Annotated in this window: 18 protein-coding genes, 1 tRNA gene and 1 pseudogene; 10 read left to right on the plus strand and 10 right to left on the minus strand. The window is 39.8% G+C overall.

What is annotated here, in order from left to right; translation table 11 throughout:
- Nucleotides 1-267 precede the first annotated feature (267 nt).
- Nucleotides 268-1215: a hypothetical protein gene (locus tag RMB13_RS15745; protein WP_311085717.1), complete on the minus strand. Its 948-nt coding sequence runs from the start codon at nt 1213-1215 to the stop codon at nt 268-270.
- A gap of 274 nt (nt 1216-1489) precedes the next feature.
- Between RMB13_RS15745 and RMB13_RS15750 the strand changes: the two genes are divergently transcribed.
- Nucleotides 1490-1828 (plus strand): membrane protein, encoded by a 339-nt coding sequence (locus RMB13_RS15750; protein WP_003653848.1) that lies wholly within the window; start codon nt 1490-1492, stop codon nt 1826-1828.
- 18 nt (nt 1829-1846) lie between these two features.
- Here RMB13_RS15750 and RMB13_RS15755 read toward each other — a convergent pair whose 3' ends face one another.
- The 5 genes from RMB13_RS15755 to RMB13_RS15775 all read right to left on the minus strand — a co-directional run bounded on the left by RMB13_RS15755 (nt 1847) and on the right by RMB13_RS15775 (nt 9160).
- A complete protein-coding gene (locus RMB13_RS15755; RefSeq protein ID WP_311085718.1) occupies nt 1847-2791 on the minus strand; it encodes a cation diffusion facilitator family transporter in 945 nt (314 codons plus the stop codon).
- Between the two features lie 132 nt (nt 2792-2923).
- Nucleotides 2924-6082 (minus strand): CusA/CzcA family heavy metal efflux RND transporter, encoded by a 3159-nt coding sequence (locus RMB13_RS15760; RefSeq protein ID WP_311085719.1) that lies wholly within the window; start codon nt 6080-6082, stop codon nt 2924-2926.
- The gene (locus RMB13_RS15765; RefSeq protein WP_311085720.1) at nt 6072-7289 is read right to left on the minus strand and encodes an efflux RND transporter periplasmic adaptor subunit; all 1218 of its coding nucleotides are present in this window, start codon (nt 7287-7289) and stop codon (nt 6072-6074) included. The genes RMB13_RS15760 and RMB13_RS15765 overlap by 11 nt, the downstream gene beginning before the upstream one ends.
- Nucleotides 7290-7291: 2 nt before the next feature.
- Complete coding sequence (locus RMB13_RS15770; RefSeq protein ID WP_311085721.1) at nt 7292-8707, minus strand: TolC family protein; 1416 nt, start codon at nt 8705-8707, stop codon at nt 7292-7294.
- Nucleotides 8708-8761: 54 nt separating this feature from the next.
- Nucleotides 8762-9160 carry a cation efflux protein, CzcI-like gene (locus tag RMB13_RS15775; RefSeq protein ID WP_311085722.1) on the minus strand — a complete coding sequence of 133 codons (399 nt, stop codon included), beginning with the start codon at nt 9158-9160 and terminating at the stop codon, nt 8762-8764.
- 158 nt (nt 9161-9318) lie between these two features.
- On the opposite strand from RMB13_RS15775, the gene RMB13_RS15780 reads away from it, so the two are divergent.
- Together RMB13_RS15780 and RMB13_RS15785 are read left to right on the plus strand one after the other, a co-directional pair.
- Nucleotides 9319-10011 carry a hypothetical protein gene (locus RMB13_RS15780; protein ID WP_311085723.1) on the plus strand — a complete coding sequence of 231 codons (693 nt, stop codon included), beginning with the start codon at nt 9319-9321 and terminating at the stop codon, nt 10009-10011.
- 352 nt (nt 10012-10363) lie between these two features.
- Nucleotides 10364-10747: a tetratricopeptide repeat protein gene (locus tag RMB13_RS15785; RefSeq protein WP_005038225.1), complete on the plus strand. Its 384-nt coding sequence runs from the start codon at nt 10364-10366 to the stop codon at nt 10745-10747.
- 46 nt (nt 10748-10793) lie between these two features.
- Here RMB13_RS15785 and ettA read toward each other — a convergent pair whose 3' ends face one another.
- Nucleotides 10794-12455, minus strand: coding sequence for an energy-dependent translational throttle protein EttA (gene ettA, locus RMB13_RS15790; RefSeq protein WP_017390934.1), 1662 nt, complete (start codon nt 12453-12455; stop codon nt 10794-10796).
- Between the two features lie 296 nt (nt 12456-12751).
- Here ettA and RMB13_RS15795 point away from each other — a divergent pair, with 296 nt between their 5' ends.
- Both RMB13_RS15795 and RMB13_RS15800 read left to right on the plus strand, forming a co-directional pair.
- Nucleotides 12752-14029: an O-acetylhomoserine aminocarboxypropyltransferase/cysteine synthase family protein gene (locus RMB13_RS15795; RefSeq protein WP_132070491.1), complete on the plus strand. Its 1278-nt coding sequence runs from the start codon at nt 12752-12754 to the stop codon at nt 14027-14029.
- 274 nt (nt 14030-14303) lie between these two features.
- On the plus strand, nt 14304-15194 hold the full coding sequence (locus RMB13_RS15800; RefSeq protein WP_005038221.1) for an SDR family NAD(P)-dependent oxidoreductase: 891 nt from the start codon (nt 14304-14306) through the stop codon (nt 15192-15194).
- Between the two features lie 67 nt (nt 15195-15261).
- On the opposite strand, the gene RMB13_RS15805 is transcribed toward RMB13_RS15800, so the two are convergent.
- Complete coding sequence (locus RMB13_RS15805) at nt 15262-17448, minus strand: solute carrier family 23 protein (protein WP_311085724.1); 2187 nt, start codon at nt 17446-17448, stop codon at nt 15262-15264.
- A 297-nt stretch (nt 17449-17745) separates the two neighbouring features.
- Nucleotides 17746-20094, minus strand: a complete 2349-nt coding sequence (locus RMB13_RS15810; protein WP_311085725.1) for a Tex family protein — start codon at nt 20092-20094, stop codon at nt 17746-17748.
- Between the two features lie 668 nt (nt 20095-20762).
- Here RMB13_RS15810 and ompR point away from each other — a divergent pair.
- From ompR to RMB13_RS15835, 5 genes and pseudogenes are all read left to right on the plus strand, one after another.
- The gene (gene ompR / locus RMB13_RS15815) at nt 20763-21527 is read left to right on the plus strand and encodes a two-component system response regulator OmpR (RefSeq protein WP_000060753.1); all 765 of its coding nucleotides are present in this window, start codon (nt 20763-20765) and stop codon (nt 21525-21527) included.
- 17 nt (nt 21528-21544) lie between these two features.
- Nucleotides 21545-23002, plus strand: a complete 1458-nt coding sequence (locus tag RMB13_RS15820; protein WP_005038215.1) for an ATP-binding protein — start codon at nt 21545-21547, stop codon at nt 23000-23002.
- A gap of 27 nt (nt 23003-23029) precedes the next feature.
- Nucleotides 23030-23158: pseudogene (locus tag RMB13_RS15825) on the plus strand (hypothetical protein).
- 35 nt (nt 23159-23193) lie between these two features.
- The gene (locus RMB13_RS15830; RefSeq protein WP_005044101.1) at nt 23194-24708 is read left to right on the plus strand and encodes an acetyl-CoA hydrolase/transferase family protein; all 1515 of its coding nucleotides are present in this window, start codon (nt 23194-23196) and stop codon (nt 24706-24708) included.
- A gap of 130 nt (nt 24709-24838) precedes the next feature.
- Nucleotides 24839-25270 carry a GNAT family acetyltransferase gene (locus tag RMB13_RS15835; protein WP_004789884.1) on the plus strand — a complete coding sequence of 144 codons (432 nt, stop codon included), beginning with the start codon at nt 24839-24841 and terminating at the stop codon, nt 25268-25270.
- A 160-nt stretch (nt 25271-25430) separates the two neighbouring features.
- On the opposite strand, the gene RMB13_RS15840 is transcribed toward RMB13_RS15835, so the two are convergent.
- Nucleotides 25431-25506: transfer RNA gene (locus RMB13_RS15840), tRNA-Phe, on the minus strand.

A 25506-nucleotide genomic window follows, 5' to 3' on the forward strand; every position in this document is an offset into this window, starting at 1 on the left:
TGTTACAATCAATATCCTAGAAAAAGGGATAATTTTTAAAGTAAATCCCAACCATAATAAAAATTATAGCTTGCTTTTTTGACGGTATATTTAACGGTATCAAATTAATTTTCAATATTTTATTTTAATTAAAATCAACAAATTAACATATCAATAAGGATTCCCGTAGGGACGCCAAATTCTAAAAAGCCACTGCATAATGTCAGTGGCTTTTTTCTTGCCTTAAAAATGAAAAACCAATCAATGATTAGCTTTTCATATGCTCCCTTAGCTCGCAATGCCCACTTGCACTTCAAGGCGACCCGACTGTACCCGTAGCCCTCTAATTTCAAATTGATCTACCAATTGCTGGACCAACTCTCGGCTTTCTCTCAAAATATTCAAACCCGGTAAAATACTAAAATCAGTCAAACTCAAAAGCTTTTCAACCATCCATGAACGGTTATTAATAAAGTCAATAAATCCTGCTTGCTCTAGGTCAATAAACCACATACGGTGACCATCGCGCTGGATGCCAGGAATATCGCCAATCAAGTGATTAATCAGTGATGGAATCGGTAACATATTCACCACTTCAAAACCAACTCGACCAATACGGCGCACAGCCCAGTTTGATAGTGTTCCCCCATGGCGAATCTGGACATCAAGGCTCTCATCCATTTGACGTAGGCGCAAAAATTTTTCCTGCCCAATACGACATTCCAATACTTTAAAATCTAAACTTAAACGATACATGAAACGATGATAATGCCCATCGATCTCGACTTGGAAACTATCATTGCTGCACTTGATTTTAATATCATCAATTTCAGAACGATCTATGCGCTTACGAATTTGATTGTTTAATAGCATTTCCGGTAAATACAACGTTAAGGTGCTCTTCCCCAAAAATGTACGTGCCATGATCAACGCGACTTGACGTGCAGTTTCACTGGTTTCAGACACCATATCTCTCACAGTGCCTGCCGCCAGATTTGTCATTCCAACAACTCCACGTCTGGTGTGAGTGGTCACTTGGTCGAGCGCATCTAATGCAGCATCCGCGACCCCTGCAATATTACGTGTCGTATCACTAGCGAACCCGACCGCATCTTGGGCATGTTGCAATGTCTTATGCAGTAATCGACGAGATAATGACGGTTTTGCGGTATCTGGGTTATCTACAGCCGATGCTGTTGTTGTAGGCTTCGACTCATTGTCATCTTGTTGACCCAAGTCCCTCTCTCCTTTTTATATTTATTTCACATCCTATTTATGAGTATTTAAGCTCATTTATAGTGCTAATCACACTTCATTTTTCTGTAGATTAGCATGCTCTACAATATTATTTTAATTTTTATGTGTACGCATAAATCATCTGCTTTTTGTATTTCTTTGTTTATTCAAAATTAATTTTTTGCTAGCTCAAAGCACTTCATCTATATCTTACAAATTTTTTTCTTTTTCGACATTTCCGTTAGAATAGATTCAAACTGAATGTGGAGTTCTTATGCAATACCGTTGCCCTCAATGTCAAAGTGTTAAAATTATGCCTGTAAGCCAAGGCATTAACAGCGCAAAACCAGCAGTTCCTAAAAGCCTTGCTATCTTAATTCCTGCAATTTTTATGCTTTTACTCTTGGTTATTATTAGCATTTTTATGTGGATTTTTGGCAATGGTGCAAGCAGCTCTCTTCAAATTGCAACAGTAGTTGTTTTTGTTGTGACTGTAGGGGCAGGTTTTATGTTCTGGCGTGATTTACCAGACTTTAAACTGTCTATGCAAGCATTTATGCAGTCACAAAAACATTGGAAATGCCGTGACTGCAATAACGAGTGGGAAATCTAATCAATTATTCACATCAGTTTAATGCTGATGTGAATGTGCTTCGCCAGCATGTTCATGGGGAGCATGCTGGGCAGTGTGCTGACAGTTAATCTCCTCGTCATCTTCAATTTGCAAAGTAACCTCTGCAATCCCATGTTCATGAGATAGCATTTCAACTGCTTCATTATAAAGCCTTGTACGCTCTGCTTCTGGCGCAAACAAGTGCACCGTTAAATGAATATTTTTAGACGTAATGGCCCATACTTTAAGTTGATGAATACTTTCAACGCCATTTAAAGAAAGTAGATCTGTACGTAATTTCTCAATATCCACTTCTTCTGGCACACCTTCGAGCAAAATATTAATGCTCTGTTTAAGCAAAATCCATGTTCTTGGTAATACCCAAAAGCCGATGAGTACGGCAATAAGCGTGTCAATCCAGTACCAGTTGGTGAAATAAATCGTTATTGCCGCGATGATCACTCCTACCGAACCCAATGCATCGCTTAAGACCTCTAGATAAGCACCTTTAACATTTAGACTAGAGTTAGCACCCGACATTAAAATTTTCATTGAAATGAGGTTAATTACTAAGCCAACCGTTGCCACAATGAGCATCCCCACACTTTGGATTTCAGGTGGCTTAGAAAACCGGATATAGGCCTCATATAAAATATAAACTGCCACCACAAAGAGCATGAGCGCATTGAATAAAGCTGCCAAAATTTCAAAGCGCTGATAGCCAAAAGTACGCTTATTATCAGCGGGACGTTTTGAAATTTGAATGGCAACCAAAGCAATTGCCAAAGCAGCTGCATCTGTAAACATATGTGCAGCGTCAGAGAGCAATGCCAAACTTTGCGTGATTAAACCTGCAATTACCTCAACAATTAAAAACGTTGTAGTAAGAGCTAAGGCAATTGTTAATTTTTTAGCATTACCTTCAGTGACTACGGCATGACTATGATCATGTTGTCCACTCATGTTGCGGACTCCTTATTATTTATCTTTATGGTGAGGTAAAAGTAACAATGAATGCATTATTATTTTTACCTCTTTCAAACACTTTTTTGACTCAAGTTCTGTAATCAAAAAAGATATCTCAAATCGATGACATTATGAATGCTCAGCGCTTTTCGCCTTGCTTTCATTCATCCATCGATAAATTACTGGTAATAAAACCAGAGTTAATATCGTAGATGAAATAATGCCACCAATAACAACCGTTGCCAAAGGTCGTTGCACTTCTGCACCAGTTCCTGTTGCCAAAGCCATTGGAATAAAACCAAGCGAAGCAACACAAGCCGTCATTAGAACGGGTCTTAAGCGTAAGATCGCCCCATTCCAAGTTGCAGTTTGAATATCAAAGTTTTCTCTAAGCTCTTTAATAAAGCTCAGCATCACCAGACCATTCAAAACAGCAACACCCGATAAGGCAATAAAACCGACACCCGCCGACATTGAAAGTGGAATATCCCTCAGCCAAAGTGCGATAATGCCACCCGACAAAGCAAACGGAACGCCGCTAAACACCAACAGACTTTCTTTAATGTTATGGAATACAGCCATGAGTAAAATGAAAATCATAGCAAGCGCTAATGGAACAACAATTTTCATTCGTGCAGCAGCTGAAGCTAGATTTTCAAACTGACCACCATATTCCAACCAATACCCTGCTGGTAGTTGTTCTTTTGCGAGCGTTGTTCTTAGCTCTTGAACAAATGATCCTAAATCACGGCCTTCTACGTTAGCGGTAATAATGACACGGCGCTTACCATTTTCACGTCCTACCTGATTTAAGCCTGAGGTACGTTCAACTTTAGCGACATCTTGAAGCTGGATTAGACCGCCATTTGGTAATTGAATCGGAAGTTGGGCTAAATTTTGAATGGTACGTTGCTGATCCTCTAAGCGAATTTCAAAATCGAACCGTCTATCGCCCTGCAAAATCTGCCCTACATTTTGTCCACCGACACTTGCCGCCACAATATCTTGAATGGCTTTGGCAGATAATCCATATTGCGCGGCCAAAGGACGATTAATTTCGATACTTAGCACAGGCAAACCGCTCGTTTGTTCTACCTTAACCGCTGTAGCACCAGAAATCGTCTGTATTTTTTGAGCAAATGCCTGAGCCTGCTCATTAAGCACTTGCATATCATCGCCAAAAATCTTGACGCCAATATCGCTACGAATGCCTGAAATCAGCTCATTAAAACGTAGTTCAATCGGTTGAGAGAACTCGCTGTTATTGCCCGGTAATGTCGCCAAGAAAGCCTGCATACGCGAACGTAGTTCATCTAGCGTTTCTTTAGAGTTTGGCCATTGATCATGAGGTTTAAGCAAAATGACCGCATCAGAGATATTAGGTGGCATCACGTCAGTTGCAACCTCAGCCGTTCCTGTTCGCGCAAAAACAGCTTTTACCTCTGGAAAGTTTTTCAAAATGAGCTTTTCGGTATTTTCTTGCATTCGAAGAGACTGCTCGAGTCCAGTGCTAGGTGAACGCATTTGCTGTAAAGCAAAGTCACCTTCACTTAACTGGGGAGCAAATTCGCTGCCCATTTGGGTCGCTAACACACCTGTGAGCACTAAAATACTTAATGCAAAACTAAGAACCACAATCTTAAGTTGATAAGCCTGATCGAGAATATCTCGATATTTCTGCTTTAAAAGCAGCATCCAACGTGTTTCTTTTTCTTTCACTTCACCCGTAACAAAAAGAGCAACTGCCGCAGGTACAAATGTCACAGAAAGAATCATGGCACCCAATAACGCCATAACCACGGTCATTGCCATTGGATGGAACATCTTGGCTTCAACGCCAGATAAGGCAAAAATAGGTAAATAGACCACTAAAATAATCATTTGCCCAAAAATAAGCGGTCGGCGGGCCTGTTTTGCTGCAAGGAAAACTTCTTTGAATCGCTCAGTGCGTGTAAGTGGTCGATGTAAAGCATGCTGTGCTTCTGCTAGACGTCGAATACAGTTCTCTACAATAACAACCGCACCATCTACAATAATCCCGAAATCAAGCGCTCCTAGGCTCATCAGGTTGGCACTAATGTTTTGTTCAGCCATACCTGTCAGGGTAAATAGCATCGAAAGTGGGATAACACAGGCAGTAATTAAAGCTGCTCGGAAATTTCCAAGGAAAATAAACAGTATCACAATAACCAGAATCGCCCCTTCTACAAGGTTCTTCTGTACTGTTGCAATTGCTTTATTTACCAAACTCGTCCGGTCATAAACCGTTTCGATTTCTACACCTTTAGGTAGGGTAGATTGGATTTCCTTAATTTTGGCATCAACCGCCTGAGCAACGGTACGGCTGTTCTCCCCCATCATCATCATGGCAATGCCAAGAACAGTTTCTTCACCATTGTAAGTTGCAGCGCCTGTTCTTAAATCATGCCCAATAGAGACATTCGCCACATCTGCCACACGAATTGGTAAACCATTTTTAGTGCTTACAGTAATGTTTTGAATATCTTCAACACTACTTAGCATGCCCGGCACACGAACAGTGAGCTGCTCTCCGTTTTCTTCAATAAAACCTGCACCGCGATTTTCATTGTTTTCTTGCAAAGCAGTTTGAAATTCATTAATTGAAATTTGCAGCTGCTGCAAACGTTTTAAATCAGGAGAAACAATATAGGTTTTATTGTAACCACCAATACTGTTAATTTCGGCTACGCCTTTCACCCGCTGTAATTGAGGACGTACAATCCAATCCTGAATTTCGCGTAAATCCATAGCTGTATAGGCTGTACCATCAGCTTTTTTAGCACCAGCTTTTGCTTTTACGACCCATTGGTAAATTTCACCTAATCCCGTTGAAACAGGAGACATAACTGGATCAACTGATTCGGGTAGTTGTCCGTCCGCCTCTTGTAAACGCTGGTTAATCAGTTGTCTTGCCCAATAAATATCTGTTCCATCTTTAAAAATGATGGTGACTTGAGAAAGTCCATAACGGGAAATAGAGCGAGTCTGTTCCAGATTAGGAATTCCGGCCATCGCATTTTCAATAGGATAGGTAATCCGCTGTTCGACCTCTAAAGCCGTATATCCATTTGCTTGAGTATTAATCTGGACTTGAGCATTGGTAATGTCTGGAACCGCATCAATAGGAAGCTTTTGATAACTCCAGATTCCGACTCCAATCCACGTCAGCACAAATAGCATGACCCAAATAGCATTTTGAATGGCAAACTGAATAATTCGATCAAATAACCCTTCGGGTTTGGGCAGTTCAGGTTTATTAATGTCCATGCTCCGCCTCTCCTTTTTCCAGTTCGGATTTCAGCAAGAAGCTGCCTTCTGCAACATAGCGCTGGCTTGTATTAATACCCTTTACAACTTCGACCCACTGACCATCTTTAGAACGTTGCCCCAACTGTACCGTGACAGGTTCAAACTCAAAGCCTGTTTTGACCATTTTTGGAGTAAAAATAACGTCTTTACCTTCAACTTGCTGGATCGCTTGTGCTTTTACACGTATCACTTTTTGCGTTGAACCTGAATTTAGCTCAACGTTAACCATTAGGTTTGGACGTAATTCACTATTATTTGCTAAGACCTTTGCACGGACTTGTAAGCGCCCTGTTTGAGCATCAGCCTCTGTTGTTAAGCTTTGAACCTGTGCAGTAAATACATTCCCAGTTTGCAACGATTTAAATTCAATTTGCTGATTTGGCTGCACATTCATATTTGCGGTGCTTGGTAAAATAAACTCCAGCCACAACTGATCAAGTTGATTAATAATAAAAAGCTGGTCTGCTAGCTGTACGTTTTCTCCCACTACAATATCTTTATTACTCACCATGCCAGCAATTGGCGCTGTTAAGGTGTAGCGTCCTCCTGAACCGGAACCTGCGCCGAATGCACTTAAGCGCGAGCGAGCTGCTTTAACTTGTATCTGAGCTTGCTGGTAAGCGTTATAAGCTCTTTGATAGTCTTGTTTAGCAGAAATTCCCTGAGACCATAAGCTACGTTCACGTTCATAGTCCTGACGCGTTAAATCAAGATTAGACTGTGCAATTTGCAAATTAGCTTGTTGATCGACTAGATCTGGAACCAATAAGCTTGCGAGAGCCTGACCCTTTTTAACTTGTTGTCCCAATTCAACATAGACTGCTTCGACACGACCACTAAAACTTGGTGAGACATGAGCTTGACGGTCAGTATTTACAACCAGTTTGGCTGGATAAGTTTGAAGCTGAGCAACTTCACCTAATTCAGCCTGTTCAATTTTTAAATTTTGTTCCTGCATTTGTTGAGCAGTGAGCATCAATGGTTTTTCATCTTCTTCATGGTGTTCTTCACCCTCTTCTTCAGCATGCCCGTGACCTTCCGATGCTTCGGAAGAATTAGATTTATTTTTTGAATTTAAAACCAGTAAACCAATTAATAGTGCAGTGATTGCAGCAATCACCCCGACCCAAAGCCATTGAGAATTTTTCTTTAAATTTGTCGACATTATTATTCTCCTGCCTGAGTTGGGAATGTTTGACTTTGTTGCCAAGCACGTTGATTGAGTTGCATTAAGGCATCTTTCGCCATGATCTGTTCTGGTTCTAACCCGAGACGCAAACTTTGAATTTCAATTGAGTTTTGCCAAGCCTGTTTTAATAGCTCGACTTTACGTAAGCGCACGTCTTGCAATAGCATGGTCGCTTGCTGAACATCGGTAACGGCGAACTTACCCAAACGGAAACCTTGCAATGTTTTTTGCTGAACTTGAATTGCAAGAGGAACTTGCTGATCATTGAGTTGTTTAAACTGGATACGTAAACCTTTTAACTCTGACATTAGGGTTTCAATATCAACCTGATTTTGCTGTCGATAAAAGCTTTGCTGACGTTGAGATAGCTCTTGTTTGGCCTGAGCAATCTTGATTCCGTATTGCTGGCGATTAAAAAGATTTAAAGGAATTTCCACACCTAAACGAATTTGGTTATCTGTACTCTGTTCTGGAGAGCGAGTGTTATTAACACCCAAAGTTACGGTAGGTTGTGGTCTTGCTTTTGCTTTAAGCTGTTGAATATTGGCTTGCTGTGCAAGAGAATCTAACTGGAAAGAGCGCTCCAATAAATTATTTTGTGAATCTTGGTTTGGTTCTACATTCACTGCCAGCGCCCATAATTGGTTTGGACTTTGGAATAGCTGAAACTGACTTGAACCACCACCCCATAAATTCACCAATTGCTGTTTCGCAACTTGGAGTTTTAAATCGACTTGTTGATATAAACGCTGATTTTCCAAGTGAGACATACGCACTCGGTCTACATCAACTTGAGCAATACTGCCTGCCTGATAACGTTTTTCCGATGCTAGTAAATTTTCTTGGCTCACTTCGAGCTGCTCGCCAATGAGAGACTTTTCAAGCTCAAGCAAAGCCACTTGCGACCAAAAATATTTAACGATTAATCCAAGTTCAGCTTGATAACGCTGCTCAGCCAAATCAATTTTTGATATTTCTACTTTTGCCAAATTTTGTGCAGCCTTACGCTGCCCAAAAATATCTAAAGGCTGAGAGATTCCAATCGCGAGTTCTTTTTCTTGATCACTCTGGAAACCTGTTTGCTCAATGGAAAGACTTGGATTTGCCCATAAACGACTTTGCTTTAAATTAGCCTCAGCCATTTGCTGCTGTGCTTGCCAAACACCTTGCTGATTTTGATAGTTTTGTACCTGTTCTAACGCTTGCTCAAAAGTAAACGCTGCTTTTTGAATATAGCGTTCTTGTTGAATATCAGACTGAGCCATCACTGCTTGCCCAGCCAATAGCATGGCAATAGACAGGCTTGAGATAGTTAAAACTTTTTTTAACGTTATCTTAACGTTACTCTCTAAGTGACAAGTAGAACTCACTCGAGTTGAAAAAATAGAAGACATGTTTTTGCCCCGCAATAAATAAAAGATGCGGTGGGCTTATTTTGGCTACCCCACCTATAGCGGGGTCAAAACAGGAGGAGGTTTTAAAGCAGTAAGATGGGGTGACTGGTAAGAATTAGACCAGTGATAAATTTGTGAGAGTTCCTGTACATGGACTACAGGTACTTCAGCTTGTTTTGCAACTTCAGTCATCACAACATGAAAACATGAAGGCAAATGATCATGGTGATCTTGCAAATTTAAAGGAGCTTTATGAGAGGTGTTTCGGGCATCGTTCTGTTCAGTATGCGTTTGATGTGAAGATTGATATACATTCAAAGCCGCATGATGCCCGAAATGATGCAATGCTTTTTCCTGATTTTCATGCGCACAAAATGCCGCTGCCACATTCCATAAACTCTGGAATATGAGCAAACTAAACAAGATGGACATAAAAATTGCGGAACGTGGCAAAAGCGCACCATTAAGCTAAAAAGTTGAACAAAGCCACTATAACAGGCACTAGGCATGTAATAAAATTACAAAACCTCCAATCACGAATCCCCACCTTTTAATTTAGAACTTATCTCACGTTAGGCGAGACAAAAATAACTTATTATTGAGTAATCATTATGTACAAGCTTTTTTCTGCATCTATATTAACAATTTGCCTTGGCTTAACTGGCTGTGCAACGTCAATGCTATCATCAGCCTTACCCAATGAAACAACCCAAGTTCAGACGAATACCTTAAAAACAGATCAAATTATTGCCCTAGGACAGGCAGTTAAAAATCAGCAGGAACAAGGATTAGTATTTATAGGTCAAGACTATAATTATTTAATGACTGATGGTAGCGCAGAGTTTCTAAAAATTATTAAAACCATTCCAGCCACCGAAAGAACGCTTAATATCCCCTCTCCACTTGTGCTCACTATGGATGATCCAAATCATTTTCACGGAGTAATACAAGTTCGCTATAATACACGCATGGGAAATCTAAATGAAAAACAGAAAGATATGTTAAAGGATTTGGGTTTTAAACAGAATTTTGCCATGCTCCAAGCTCAACAAAATACCCCATATCCCTATATTAATATTTTTTTCAAAGGCCAACTTTATGAAGCTAAAGACCTAAAAGATATTCAACAAAAGCTAGCAACTCCATACGTGGTGGAATTACAGGAAAAAATTGAAACAACTACAAAACATCCATTCAAGCGTGCTACCCGCAAGGTTTTGTACCCTTTAGCAATGACCTTTGATGTAATTGTTTTTGCACCCTCTTTAATATGGGCAGATTTACATGGTGATTTTAATAAATAAAGTACTGAGATTCCTAAGACAAAAAACCAGCCCTTAGGCTGGTTTTGTTTAAAAAAATTTCTTTTGTTTGATATTTATAAATTTTAATAAGATTTTATAAAGAAAATAAAAAACGAATATCTCAAATAAAGATTATTTTCTAGTTTCTAAAACCTAGTTCTTTAGAGAATATAACAAGCTAATTTCAGCTGGCATAAAAACACGTGTAACTTTTATGTAAGCCAAAACTTCATTATTTTTCATCCAAATGCGCTATATCACATTTACAAAAAAAAACATAATATTTCAATATAAGGGACTAGCTTAAAAGTGTGAGTCAATTCAATCAAATTGAGGAACAAGGGAGACTATCATGAATATGAAATCAATCAAGCATGGGCTTAATCACTTGTTTGCTTTTGAACACTTACTTCCCGATATGCATTCGCAAGCGGTTGATGAAATTGAACAAGGCTTACGTTTTGAAGAACTTGCCGAGCAAGATCATGAACGTATGCAAAACTGGTTAGACGTAACCCCGAATGATCGAAATGCTATGTGGTGTTACTTACGAGCAGCTTTACGAGGTAGCTCTGATGCCTCTTTTAAACTTGGTATTGGTTATCTAAATGGTCAATTTGGATTAGATAAAAATTATCGTGAAGCTGAAAAATGGCTACAAAAAGCAGCAAGTCAAGGTCACCCCGATGCTGAACGTTGCCTACAAGAAGCATTTAGTAAACTAGCTTTCTCATAAAACAAAAAAAACCAGCCCTTAGGCTGGTTTTTAAATTTAGTAGCAATTAACCACTAATTTTTTTGTACTTCGTACGTTTTTGAACAGCGTCGTCACCTAAACGTGACTGGCGATATGCTTCATATTCAGCATAGTTACCTGCGTAGAATTCTGGCTGTTCATTTTCAAATGACAAGATATGTGTCGCAATACGGTCAAGGAACCAACGGTCGTGCGATACCACCATTACCGTACCTGGGAATACAAGGATTGCATCCTCAAGCGCACGTAAAGTTTCAATATCCAAGTCGTTTGATGGTTCATCCAGCAAGATTACGTTTGCACCTAACTGTAAGATCTTCGCAAGTTGTAAACGGTTACGCTCACCACCAGACAATTCACCTACACGTTTTTGCTGATCTTGACCTTTAAAGTTAAAACGGCCGATATAAGCACGTGATGCGATTTCGTAATCACCGATTTTTAAGATATCTAAACCGCCAGAAACTTCTTCCCAAACAGTTTTATTATTATCTAGAGTGTCACGGATCTGACCAACATAAGCAACTTTAACCGACTCACCTAAGGTCACAGTACCTGTATCAGGTTGCTGTTCGCCGGTCATCATACGGAATAAAGTCGTTTTACCTGCACCGTTTGGACCAACGATACCAACAATCGCTGTTGGAGGTACGGTAAACGTTAAGTTTTCGTACAACAAGCGACCATCAAATGATTTACTGATGCCTTCCACTTCCACAACTTTGTTACCCAAACGTGGGCCAGGTGGAATATAGATTTCAGATGTTTCATTACGTTGTTGGAATTCTTTAGAGTTAAGCTCTTCAAAACGTTCCATACGTGCTTTGTTTTTCTTTTGCTGACCTTTAGCATTTGAACGAACCCATTCAAGTTCTTTTTTCAATGCTTTAGCAAAAGATTCTTCTTGTTTATTTTCCTGCTCTAAACGAGCATTCTTTTGTTCTAACCAAGAAGAATAGTTACCTTGATAAGGAATACCCATACCACGGTCAAGTTCAAGAATCCACTCAGCCACGTTATCCAAGAAATAACGGTCATGCGTAATCGCAACGATAGTGCCAGGGAAATCTTTCAAGAAACGTTCTAACCAAGTTACAGATTCTGCATCCAAATGGTTCGTCGGTTCGTCCAGAAGTAACATATCTGGTTTCGAGAGCAATAAACGGCAAAGTGCAACACGACGGCGCTCACCACCTGAAAGTAATGATACGTCTGCATCCCAAGCTGGAAGATTCAAAGCATCCGCAGCAATTTCAAGCTGGTTGTTTAGGTTATGTGCATCCCAAGCATGGATAATTGATTCTAATTTTTCCTGCTCTTTTGCAAGCGCATCAAAATCTGCATCTGGATCTGCATATTCTGCAAAAACCTGATCAAGACGTTCTAATGCATCTAAAGCTTCACGCACGCCATCTTCAACGTTACCACGAACGTCTTTAGTCGGATCTAGCGGTGGTTCTTGCTCTAAATAGCCGATTTTAATTCCAGGTTGTGCACGAGCCTCACCAGAGAAATCTTTATCTACGCCAGCCATAATACGAAGCAAGGTAGATTTACCTGCACCGTTCAAACCGAGCACACCAATTTTGGCACCCGGGAAAAATGATAAAGAGATGTCTTTTAAGATTTCGCGCTTTGGCGGAACCATCTTAGACACTCGGTTCATCGTATAAATATATTGGGCCACGCAGGACTCCTCAATTGAAAAACCAGTACATCGCAATAAGCGATAAATAATCGCGCGTATTATACGCTGAAAACCTCTTTGACTTGAAGTTATGATTTCCATCGTACGGATTTATCAAACAATTTTCTTTTTCAATAAGTTGCAAAATGTTTATGTATAAGATTTATACAAGGTTTCAGCGTATATTTTTCTATCTTTATTCCTAAAATTAGAAAACAAACCAGAATTTCTGCAATTTTCAAGATGAATTTTAGGCTAGACTCGCTCAATATTTAACTCACGAAGATGAAGTAATAATGACTTATAAAGATGAAACCTTAGCCATTCATGCAGGCTATTCACCAGAGGCGACCACAAAAGCTGTTGCAGTCCCTATTTATCAAACCACATCTTATGCATTTGATAATACCCAGCACGGTGCCGATCTTTTCGATTTAAAGGTTCAAGGTAATATTTATACCCGTATTATGAACCCAACGACCTCTGTGCTTGAACAGCGCCTTGCTGCTCTAGAAGGTGGTATTGGAGCTTTAGCATTAGCTTCTGGTATGGCCGCAATTACCTATGCTATTCAAACGATTACCGAAGCGGGAGACAATATTGCTTCTGTCTCAACCTTATATGGCGGGACCTATAATCTATTTGCTCACACCTTACCGAAACAAGGTATTGAGGTCCGATTTTTTGATTACCAAAAGCCTGAAAGCTTACGTAACTTAATTGATGATAAAACCAAGCTTGTTTTTGTTGAGTCGATTGGCAACCCACTCGGAAATATTATTGATCTAGAGGCCATTGCTCAAATTGCTCATGAATATGGTGTTCCAGTCGTTGTAGACAATACCGTTGCCACTCCTGCTTTATTGAAACCATTTGAATATGGTGCCGATATCGTCATTCATTCTCTTACAAAATATATCGGTGGTCATGGCAATAGCATTGGTGGTGCGATTGTAGATAGCGGTAAATTCCCTTGGGGTAAATATCCGGAACGCTTTAAAGTTTTGAACACGCCTGACCCAAGTTATCACGGGGTTAATTATGTCGAAGCATTAGGTGAAGCAGCTTATATTGCCCGTGCACGTGTAGTTCCATTACGCAATACAGGTGCAGCAATTAGCCCTTTAAGTGTGTTCTTAATTTTACAGGGTCTAGAGACTCTAAATTTAAGGATGGAACGCCATACTGAAAATGCTCAAAAAATTGCGGAATATTTGCAAAACCATCCAAAAGTAAAATGGGTGAATTATGCAGGCCTAAAAGATCACCCGCAGCACCAACTGGCTCAAAAATATGTAAAAGGTAAGCCTTCTGCAATTTTGTCTTTTGGTGTTCAAGATGGCCGCGAAGGTGGTACTCGTTTCATCGATGCACTACAACTGTTTACTCGTCTCGTAAATATTGGCGATGCAAAAAGTTTAGCTTGCCACCCTGCAACGACAACTCATCGCCAGCTCAACGAACAAGAACTTAAAGCTGCTGGCGTAAGTGAAGATATGGTCCGTCTTTCGATTGGTATTGAGCATATCGATGACTTAATCGCCGATTTAGAACAAGCACTTTCAGCTGTATAACTTTTGAACTACCTAACAAGCCTATGGAAACAGAGGCTTTTTTATTTTCTGCTCATGATAGGACTAAAAACAATTACTGGATTAAGATACTAATTTAGAGTTTTTACTCTAAATAAATTGTTAAATTTCATATATTTACTGACTAGACAATTTTTAAACATCTATTAAGATAAGTGACAATATTTATGAGTTCATCTGGATGAACCTACGGTTGTAAAAAATAAAAATTACATACCGGAATAAATAGTCCCTGCCCCTACTTAGGTAAAATGCTGTGAATAAAAAATTAGAAGCTCTGTTCCAGGAAAAGGTACAAGATAAAGTCATTTTAGTGACAGGCGCCTCGAGTGGAATCGGATTAACGATTTCAAACAAACTTGCTGATGCGGGTGCTCATGTCTTACTAGTTGCACGTACTGAAGAAACTTTGGAAGAAGTAAAAGCAGATATCGAAAGTCGTGGTGGTAAGGCATCAATTTTCCCATGTGATCTCAATGATATGGATACGATTGATCAAGTATCTAAAGAAATTTTAGCAACTGTTGATCACATCGATATTTTAATTAATAACGCTGGTCGTTCTATTCGCCGTGCCGTACATGAGTCTTACGATCGTTTCCATGACTTTGAACGCACGATGCAGTTAAATTATTTTGGTGCAGTACGTTTAGTCCTTAATATCTTGCCTCATATGATTCAACGTAAAGATGGGCAAATTATTAATATTAGCTCGATTGGTGTGTTAGCAAATGCGACTCGCTTCTCTGCCTATGTCGCGTCTAAAGCCGCTCTTGATGCATTTAGCCGCTGTCTATCAGCCGAAGTTCATGCACATAAAATCGCAATTACTTCAATCTATATGCCGTTGGTTCGCACTCCAATGATTGCGCCAACCAAAATTTATAAATATGTACCAACACTTTCACCTGAGCAGGCTGCTGACTTAATTGCTTATGCCATTGTGAAACGTCCAAAGCGTATGGCAACAAACTTGGGCCGTTTAGCTTCAATGACTTATTCTGTTGCACCAGGCATCAACAATATGTTCATGTCGATTGGTTTCCGTTTATTCCCAAGCTCTGATGCCGCAAAAGGTGAAAAAACTGAAAAACTGAACTGGGCACAAAAAGCATATGCACGAATTTTCCCAGGCGAACACTGGTAATTTTGAGTTAATAGCATAATGAATAAAAAAGCGCCTTATTTAAGGCGCTTTTTTATTAAAGAATTTATCAATCAAGAAACTGAACATGCCCTGTTTTTACATCATAAATTGCACCCACAACTGCAATCTCACCTCGCTCAACCATATCTTTTAAGACGTTACTCTGGTTAATGATGTATTGAATGTTGTAGTGAACATTCATAGCAGTCACCTGATTGATAAAGGCTTTACTTAGATCACGTGGCTGCATAATGTCATATACACTATCAACCGAATGCATTAACGGCCCAAGCACATATTGAATATGTGGCATTTCCTTCACGTCAGCCACCTGCTTATGCTCTAAGCGTAATTGACAGGCGCTCGTAACCGCACCACAATCGGTATGCCCTAAGACTACAATCACTTTAGAGCCTTTAGCCTGACAAGCAAACTCAAGCGAGCCTAATACCTTTTGCCCAGCAATATTACCTGCAATTCGTAAGCTAAACAGATCACCAATACCCACGTCAAAAATCATTTCTGTAGGTGCACGTGAGTCCATACAACCAAGGACTGCTGCGATCGGATGTTGCCCTTCATCTGCGGTAACTCGAATTTGTCGATAAATATCTCGTTGAAGGCGTTCATTTCTTACAAAGCGCTCATTACCTTCTTTAAGCAAATTCACGACTTGCTGTGGACTCAGTTTTTGTTGTAAATCCCTTGTACTAATATCAATATCAAGTACCGCATCATCAACGTCTTGATAATGCTGTTTGAACCCGACCAGTTTAAGATTTACTTGGCGTTTAATGGCCGTTTCACTTTGATAATCTTGAATAACTTGATATATGTCAGGATCGATCGAATCACATTGAGTTGCATCAATAATGAGTTGTTGATGTTTATGCACATGTTCCAATGCCGAAATAAGCGCAGAACGATTAAGAAAGGTGACTTGTGAAGGAAGCTCAATACGAGTCACTACGCCATGCAAACGCTTCTCTCTATAAACACGAATACCTTTATTAAAATTGCCATAGAGAATAAAAGCGCTACTGGTGAACAGACCAATTAAAATTCCCATTAAAAGATCGGTCTGCAAAATTGCAACTAAGGTAATAATAAAAGGTAAAAACTGTTTCCAGCCCTTTTGATAGAGCTGTTTAAATAGTTTTGGATGAGTAAGCTTAAATCCTGTCACGATTAATATCGCAGCCAATACAGACAAAGGAATCATATTCATTAATGGCACGAAGAACAAAACCGCTAACAGCAACAATACACCATGAATAATGGTGGAACATTTACTACGCGCGCCTGTATTTGCATTCACCGAACTACGCACAATAACCGAGGTCACAGGCATTCCACCAATTAAGCCCGAAATAATGTTACCTGTACCTTGTGCCCAGAGTTCACGGTTAGGAGGAGAAGAGCGTTTTTGAGGGTCGATTTTATCTGCCGCTTCCAGATTCAATAATGTTTCTAAAGATGCCACGACAGCAAGCGTAATTGCTCCTGTGTAAATCATAGGCTCAGCTAAGTAACTAAAATCTGGGAAAATTAATACTTCGTCGGGTGCTTGTAATATATTCGGCAATTGAATGAGGTTATCAACTTGCACTGCCCAGGGTGAGCCAATACTCACCAAAATAAAATTTAAAACCGCTGCCAACACAACTGCAATCAGGGCAGAAGGTAAAGCTAGTTTTTTGAGTGGACTACTATCCCACGCTAAAATTAAGAATAAACTGAGCAAACCAATGAGTGCAGCTCCTCCATCAAAACGTTGAAGGAATGCGTCTGGTGTTGATGTCCAAACCTGTTTCCATGAAAAATCAGAAAGTCCGAACAGATAAGGTAATTGTGTCGCAATAAGGATGACACCAATGGCCGCCAGTAAACCCAAAATGACATTATTTGGAATAAAGTTGGCAAAAAAACCTAACTTGAATAATCCAAATAGAATTTGAAGGACACCAGCAAAAATAATACATAATAAAAAGGCGGCATAATTGCCGCCTAGTTGTTCTAACTGTACAAGAATTACGGCAGTCAGCCCCGCCGCTGGGCCTGCAACGCTAATGTGAGAACCACTCAGTAAGCCAACAATAATGCCGCCAACAATACCTGCAATAATACCAGAGATGATGGGAGCACCTGAGGCTAAAGCGATACCCAAGCATAGCGGCAATGCCACGAGGAATACGACAACTCCGGATAAGAGGTCTTTTAAATGAAATCTATTTTTCAGGTTTAAAACCGACATAAAACAACCATTTATAATAAAAAGAAATAAGCAAAGTTGTACTATTACAGCCTGAAAGTGAGTAAGTGCTTCAAGGCAATGTTGATGTTGTCGGACAACTGAATATGATTAAAGTTGAGTTATGCTATAACGTTGTATATTTGTTTGAGTATTTAACAGCGTTTTGTTGATCTTAAGATTCACCTCATGTTCATATCTGCGATTTTTTATTAATTCCCCATAAAAAACTTTTAAAAAATATATTTTAACCAATAAAAAAAGCCTCCGATTGGAGGCCTTTTTAACAATTAAAAACTCTTATTTAGAGCCTTTAATCCCTGCTTGTAGTAACAATGCACCTAAACCGCCAATCTTTTGTTCTTGTGGTTTATCTTGCTTGCTACGCTGAGGGCGTTCAGCTTGATCTTTACGCGGTTGAGGACGTTTACCTTGAGGTTTACGCTCAAAACGCTGTTCTGTATTTTGCTCACGACGTGGTGGACGCGGCGCTTTAACAGGTGAAGAACCTTCAGCACGCATACTTAAGTTCACGCGGTTACGTTCAACATCAACCTGCATAACACGTACTTGTACAATCTGGCCCGGTTTTACAACTTTATGTGGATCAGATACAAACTCATTTGCCAGTTCAGAAATATGAACTAAGCCATCCTGATGTACACCAATATCAACAAAGGCACCAAAGTTTGTGACATTAGTGATCACACCTTCAAGCTGCATACCTTCTGTCAATTGACCAACTTCAGTAATATCTTCACGGAATTTAGCAGTACGGAACTCTGGACGTGGGTCACGACCCGGTTTTTCAAGTTCAGCTAAAACGTCTTGAATTGTTGGTAAACCAAATTTGTCATCAACAAATTCATCAGCTTTTACTTGGCGAATGATTTCAGTATTACCGATGATGTCTTTAACAGTTGTTGCTTTTGCTGCAACAATTTTCTCAACAAGACCATAACTTTCAGGGTGAACAGAAGAAGCATCCAAAGGTTCAGAACCATTTTGAATACGTAAGAAACCAGCTGCCTGTTCAAAAGTACGCTCACCTAAACGTGGTACGCTTTTCAACGATTGACGGTTGTCAAAACGACCATGCTCTTTGCGGTATTCAACAATTTGTTGAGCAATTGCTTTGTTTAAACCTGCGGTATAAGCCAAGATTGCTGGTGAAGCGGTATTTACATCAACGCCTACAGCATTCACACAGTCTTCTACCACTGCACCAAGTGTTTTTGCCAAACCAGTCTGGTTCACATCGTGTTGATATTGGCCCACACCAATTGATTTCGGATCAATCTTAACAAGTTCAGCAAGTGGATCTTGTAAACGGCGAGCAATAGAAACTGCACCACGAATTGAAACGTCAAGTTCTGGAAGTTCTGCCGACGCAAGTTCACTTGCAGAGTAAACAGATGCACCCGCTTCACTTACAGTGATTCGTGTTAAATTCAGATCAGTATTCGCAGCCATCATTTCAGCAACAACAGCTTCTGTTTCACGGCTAGCTGTACCATTACCAATTGCAATGAGCTCTACATTATATTCACGGCATAGGCGTGCAAGTTCAGCGATTGAGCCTTCTTTATCTTCTTTGGGAGCAAATGGATAAATCGTGCTGTGAGCAAGTACATCACCTGCATCGCTGATTACTGCCAGTTTCACACCAGTACGAATACCAGGGTCAACACCCAAAGTCGTACGGCTACCAGCTGGCGCTGACAATAATAAATGACGAAGATTTTCAGCAAACACCTGCATTGCCTCTGCTTCAGCAGTAAGACGTTTTTCTGTCAGCAATGAATGTTCGATTTGAGGACGAATCTTACCTAACCAGAATAATTTTGCAGTTTGCTTTAAGAAATCTTGACGTGCTTGAGGTTGAATTTGCTCAAGGTTGTATTCAGTTTCAATACGCGCCAATGGAGCATCATCTTCACCATCTACTTTCAAACCCAATACGTTTTCTTGACGACCACGTAACATCGCCAATAAACGATGAGAAGGTAATTTGTTTAGACCTTCAGAGAATTCAAAGTAGTCACGGAATTTTTTACCAACTTCTTTCTTTTCTTCAGATGCAACCGCACTTTTTAAAACGGCACTTTTTGCAAAAGTTGTTTTTAATTCTGTAGTAAGTGAAATATTTTGCGCCCAGTCATCAATCAGAATGTGCTGAATCGCATCTAACTGACTTTCAACATCTGGGTAGTCTTCGTGACTAAAACCAGCTAATGCTTCTGTCGGGTCAACTTGTTCTGCAATAATTTTTTCAGCAATTGGTCCTAAACCTGCTTCTTTTGCTTTAAAAGATTTACTTGTACGCTTAGGGCGATACGGTGCATAAATTTCTTCTAAAGCATTTTTTGTTTCGGCTGCATTCACCCGCGCCAACAAGTCATCACTCAATTTATTCTGTTCTTGCAATGACTGAATAACCTTTTCACGGCGCTCATATAAATCACGTAAATACGCTAAACGAGTATCTAATTGGCGTAACTGCGTATCATCTAAACCTTGTGTTACTTCTTTACGGTAACGGGCAATAAATGGAACACTGGCACCTTCATCAATTAAGCGGATGGCAGCTTCTACTTGGTTTGGACGTACGGCAAGCTCACTTGCCAACTGCTGAACTAAGTCAGTCATCGTGTTTGATCCCACAAGGATAAAGTTTAAAAGCACTGATTATAAAGACCAAGCCCATAAAATCCACACTTGTTTGCGTATTCAAAACGTTTTTTTGTATTGACTCTGAATATTTATAGTTTTTACGACTACTAGAGCACATAAAAACAGGAGTTCAAGTATGAAAAAGTTGAGGCTGAGCTCTGTTTTTTAATCTTTATAAAATATAAACGTAGGCCTTGTGTCATGAAAGTGACAAAAATTTATTATAAATTATGAGAAAATGATCATATTGATACATTCCTCAAAAGCTAAAAACATAGCGATTCAACAAGGTTTTATTCGTCCAATCTTTTAACCAACCCAACCATCTGCTTACCTCAACAATTAAAAGCTTTATAACAACCAAGTTGATTTACCTAAAATAACTTATTTGAAACAATTAGTTATTACTATTTAATTATTAAAAATTTATCAAATATTTAAGTATTTGTTTTTTTAGATCAGTCTTTGCTAAATTATGGGCTTAAGATGTTGTTTTTTGGTTTCAAACCACCTTGAAAATTGTAATTTTGAGCAAATTGATACATAGTCTTAACGAGAACATCAGCATTATACTGAGGGCTTGCTGGCAATAAGCCTGACCGACCCAATAATATATAAATTATGACTTTAAAAGGGAGTACATCATGAGTTTAGTTGTACCTGCTGAACATCCTGAAACCGTACACAACGAAACGGATCGTGTCGAACGTATTTTAGTGGTCGATGACGATGTGCGTTTACGTACCCTCTTGCAACGTTTTTTGGAAGATAAAGGCTTTGTTGTAAAAACTGCCCACGATGCTTCGCAAATGGACCGTTTATTACAACGTGAGTTATTTTCACTTATCGTACTCGACTTTATGTTGCCAGTTGAAGATGGTTTGAGTATTTGCCGTCGTTTACGCCAATCAAATATTGATACGCCTATTATCATGTTAACAGCGCGTGGTAGCGATTCAGACCGTATTGCAGGTCTGGAAGCTGGTGCAGACGATTACTTACCAAAACCATTTAATCCAAATGAGCTTTTAGCCCGTATCCGTGCTGTATTGCGTCGCCAAGTTCGTGAAGTTCCCGGTGCTCCAAGCCAACAAGTTGAAGTTGTGAGCTTTGGACCATGGTCTTTAGACTTGTCTACCCGCACGCTGACACGCGAAGGACAAATCGTTACCTTAACGACTGGCGAATTTGCAGTATTAAAAGCCTTGGTACAACACCCACGTGAACCATTAACACGCGACAAACTCATGAACTTGGCTCGTGGTCGTGAATGGGGTGCAATGGAACGTTCAATTGACGTTCAAGTCTCTCGTCTACGTCGTTTAATTGAAGATAATCCTGCACGTGCACGTTATATCCAAACTGTATGGGGCGTGGGTTATGTATTTGTTCCAGATGGTGCGGAATAAGCTTGAGATAAGATAGAGTGAGTTTAGAACCAATCGCGCCACAAAACTTTACTGACTACGCCACCTACTCTGAACGGAAACGAACTCGGTGGGAACGTTTTCTCGACAAGATTAAGCCACGCTCTGCTGCCATGCGTACCACCATTCTGGTACTGCTGGTGGTATTTTTTAGCTTATTTATGTCGTTATGGTTCTTTTGGCGCACTCTTTATTTACCTGAAATTCAACAACACGCCCGTTATCTAGCAGTTGAACTTGAACTCGTCAACAATCCAGATATACGAATTTTCCATCGTGACAACGAAGTTGATGTTGATACGTGGTTACGTAATCGTGTTGGTATTGAATACGTTACCAATCCCAAAGAATATCCAAGCGTCCGCGATAAAGTTATTGCTGAGTTTTTTACCAATCAGATCGAACAAAAACTGGCAAATGAGATTGGAACGAAGGATGTTACGGTTTACTTCCAGTTTAAGCCTAGCCCACGCATCTGGATTCAAACACCTGAAATGCATGGGAACTGGGTCCGTGAGCCTCTAAAAACTTACGCCAACTATAGTCCTGAATTACTGGTTGGTTGGATCGTTGGTGTTCCATTACTTTCAGCTATTATTATTCTGATTTTAGTTAGGCAGATGAACCGCCCTTTACGTCGTTTGCAAAATGCTGCCAATGAATATAGTAAAGCTGGAACGGCACCTTATTTAGATACCAATCACGGTCCCTTAGAAATTCGTCAGGTGAACCAAGCCTTTAACCGCATGGTTTATACGCTTGACCAAACTGAACGTGAACGACGTATTATGCTGGCCGGCATTTCACATGATCTAAGAACTCCTCTTACACGTATTCGCTTAACGGCGGAAATGTTACCTGATGAGTTTTTACGTGAAGGTCTGGTCTATGACGTAGATGATATGGATGCAATTCTTAATCAGTTCATTTCTTATATGCGTGATGGCTCAGATGAAGAATTGAAAGACACCAATATCAATATGCTTTTGCAAGAACTTGTTATCCAGTTTAAGCCACTTGATATTCACTTCGAGATGCAGGATGTGCCAATTATTCCGGCACGTAGTCTTTCTTTAAAGCGACTTATTGCCAACCTGATTAACAATGCAAAACGCTATGGTGCCGAACCAATAGAACTCAGTGCAAAAGTTGAAAATGAACATATTTTAATTACTGTTGCCGATCATGGTGAAGGTATTCCAGCAGATCAAATAGAAGAGTTAATGCAACCTTTTGTTAGAGGAAACTCGGCAAGAACAGTTCAAGGAAGCGGTCTGGGCCTTGCGATTGTCAAACGTATTGTTGATATTCACCATGGTGAAATTCAAATTCATAACCGTGAACAAGGCGGTTTAGAAGTTATTATTTCTTTACCTATCCCGAAACCAAGCACTGAAGAAAATAGCTCGATCAATCCATTAGAAAAAATAAAACAAACTTTGAGTGAGCGCTTTTAATTTAACCAGTTAGTTATTAAAAGCCTCATTTCAAAGACAAATAAAATAATTAAAAATCAATAAAATAAAAATCATAAATATATTTTATACCACCATTTATTTACAAAATTAGACCTTAGCCTAACACCTATGCACTTTTCAATTTTTCATAGCTAAAATCCCCTATGTTTTGACAATTCTGAGGATGTCCAATGTCTTTAAGTCGTATTCGCCTAGCTTCTCTTCATGACAAGGTCATCAGTGCTGAACAAGCTGCACAATTCATCGAAGATGGAATGACCGTAGGTATGAGTGGTTTTACTCGTGCTGGTGAAGCTAAAGCTGTTCCACAAGCACTTGTAGAACTTGCAAAGAAAAATCCGTTAAAAATCACGTTAATTACGGGTGCCAGCTTAGGTAACGACTTAGACAAACAACTCACGGAAGCAGGTGTTTTATCTCGTCGTATGCCATTCCAAGTGGATAACACTTTACGTCGTGCCATTAACAATGGCGAAGTTATGTTTATTGACCAACATTTGTCTGAAACTGTTGAGCAAATGCGTAACCAACAGCTTAAACGTCCTGATGTTGCAGTGATTGAAGCAATTGCAATTACTGAAGATGGCGGCATTATTCCAACGACTTCTGTTGGCAACTCTGCAAGTTTTGCTATTTTTGCCGAGAAAGTAATTGTTGAAATCAACACATCTTTAAGCGAAAGCTTTGAAGGTTTGCACGACATCTACATTCCCACCTATCGTCCAACACGTACCCCAATTCCATTAACAAAAGTGGATGAGCGCATTGGTACATCAGCAATCCAAATCGATCCTGCAAAGATTGTTGGTATTGTATTTAACGATACGCATGACTCACCATCAACAGTAACCCCGCCAGATGATGAAACTCAAGGCATTGCAAACCACCTCATTGCTTTCTTTAACAAAGAAGTTGCTGAAGGTCGCTTACCAAAAAGCCTTGGCCCATTACAAGCAGGTATCGGTTCTATTGCCAATGCTGTATTAACAGGTTTAAAAGATTCTGACTTTGAAGACCTCATCATGTACTCAGAAGTATTACAAGACTGTACTTTTGAATTAATTGATGCAGGCAAAATGAAATTTGCTTCTGGCAGCTCAATTACACTTTCTGCAAAATGTGGCGAAAAAGTTTTTGGCAATATCGAAGCTTACAAAGACAAATTAGTACTTCGTCCACAAGAAATTTCTAACCACCCTGAACTGGTTCGCCGTTTAGGTATTATCGGCATTAATACTGCACTTGAGTTTGATATTTACGGTAACGTGAACTCGACTCACGTGTGCGGGACTAAAATGATGAACGGTATTGGTGGTTCAGGTGACTTCGCTCGTAACGCTCACTTGGCGATCTTTGTGACTAAATCAATTGCTAAAGGCGGCGATATCTCTTCTATCGTGCCAATGGTGAGTCACGTTGACCACAGTGAACACGATGTTGATATTTTAGTGACAGAGCAAGGTTTGGCGGACTTACGCGGTTTAGCACCTCGCGAACGTGCTCGCGCTGTTATCGACAATTGTGTACACCCACTTTACCGTGATGCATTAAATGATTACTTTGATCGTGCATGTGCTAAAGGTGGACATACGCCTCATTTACTTCGTGAAGCATTGTCTTGGCATGCAAACTTCGAAGAAACAGGTCAAATGCTTCAAGCAGCACCAGTTGCAAAATCAGCTTAAATAACTGGTTTAATTCAAGCACTCCTACGGGGGTGCTTTTTTATTTGTTTAAATTATTCATAAAATACTGCTCAAGCCCGAATTTTTATTTTATCTTTTCAGCACATCAAAACAAAAAGTAGAAATCTATATGTTTATTATTCGTCAATTTACAAATGCGGATCTGGAAGATGTCGTTATTTTATGGGAAAGCTGCGGCCTGACTCGTCCTTGGAATAATCCTGAAACCGATATTTTCAGAAAAGTCTCACAACAAGATGATTTATTTTTGGTTGCTATTAAAGATGAGCAACTCATTGGCACGCTTATGGGTGGCTACGACGGCCATAGAGGCTGGATTAATTATTTGGCTGTTCACCCCCACCAACAACGCTTAGGAATAGCTACAGCGCTCGTTCAGCAGCTTGAAAAGCGACTGATTGCTCGGGGCTGCCCAAAACTACAATTATTGGTGCGTAAAGATAACCTAAATGTACTGAATTTTTATGAACAGCTCGGCTATGACGAAGTAGAAGCGGTATGTTTAGGAAAACGTCTAATTAACGATAGTTCACATGATTAAGCCCTTACTTGTTATAGCTTTGACATAATAAGAACTTGGGGATAAGTGACAATGCTTGTGGATAAATCTCATTTTACCCACAAGTAAGAAAATGATTTGTTCAGATAAAACAATAGGCATGAAAAAAGCCTCATACGTTATGTATGAGGCTTTTCGAATATGGTGGCGAGACCCAGGATCGAACTGGGGACACACGGATTTTCAATCCGTTGCTCTACCTACTGAGCTATCACGCC

This window comes from Acinetobacter sp. V102_4 (assembly GCF_031799005.1).
Lineage (GTDB): Bacteria > Pseudomonadota > Gammaproteobacteria > Pseudomonadales > Moraxellaceae > Acinetobacter > Acinetobacter calcoaceticus.

What these genes read in the sequence shown, in the direction of transcription:
- RMB13_RS15750 (WP_003653848.1), top strand. Translation starts at nt 1,490, where the DNA reads ATGCAATACCGTTGCCCTCAATGTCAAAGTGTTAAAATTATGCCTGTA.
- RMB13_RS15755 (WP_311085718.1), bottom strand. Translation starts at nt 2,791, where the DNA reads ATGAGTGGACAACATGATCATAGTCATGCCGTAGTCACTGAAGGTAAT.
- RMB13_RS15760 (WP_311085719.1), bottom strand. Translation starts at nt 6,082, where the DNA reads ATGGACATTAATAAACCTGAACTGCCCAAACCCGAAGGGTTATTTGAT.
- RMB13_RS15765 (WP_311085720.1), bottom strand. Translation starts at nt 7,289, where the DNA reads ATGTCGACAAATTTAAAGAAAAATTCTCAATGGCTTTGGGTCGGGGTG.
- RMB13_RS15770 (WP_311085721.1), bottom strand. Translation starts at nt 8,707, where the DNA reads ATGTCTTCTATTTTTTCAACTCGAGTGAGTTCTACTTGTCACTTAGAG.
- RMB13_RS15780 (WP_311085723.1), top strand. Translation starts at nt 9,319, where the DNA reads ATGTACAAGCTTTTTTCTGCATCTATATTAACAATTTGCCTTGGCTTA.
- RMB13_RS15785 (WP_005038225.1), top strand. Translation starts at nt 10,364, where the DNA reads ATGAATATGAAATCAATCAAGCATGGGCTTAATCACTTGTTTGCTTTT.
- RMB13_RS15795 (WP_132070491.1), top strand. Translation starts at nt 12,752, where the DNA reads ATGACTTATAAAGATGAAACCTTAGCCATTCATGCAGGCTATTCACCA.
- RMB13_RS15805 (WP_311085724.1), bottom strand. Translation starts at nt 17,448, where the DNA reads ATGTCGGTTTTAAACCTGAAAAATAGATTTCATTTAAAAGACCTCTTA.
- RMB13_RS15810 (WP_311085725.1), bottom strand. Translation starts at nt 20,094, where the DNA reads ATGACTGACTTAGTTCAGCAGTTGGCAAGTGAGCTTGCCGTACGTCCA.
- ompR (WP_000060753.1), top strand. Translation starts at nt 20,763, where the DNA reads ATGAGTTTAGTTGTACCTGCTGAACATCCTGAAACCGTACACAACGAA.
- RMB13_RS15830 (WP_005044101.1), top strand. Translation starts at nt 23,194, where the DNA reads ATGTCTTTAAGTCGTATTCGCCTAGCTTCTCTTCATGACAAGGTCATC.
- RMB13_RS15835 (WP_004789884.1), top strand. Translation starts at nt 24,839, where the DNA reads ATGTTTATTATTCGTCAATTTACAAATGCGGATCTGGAAGATGTCGTT.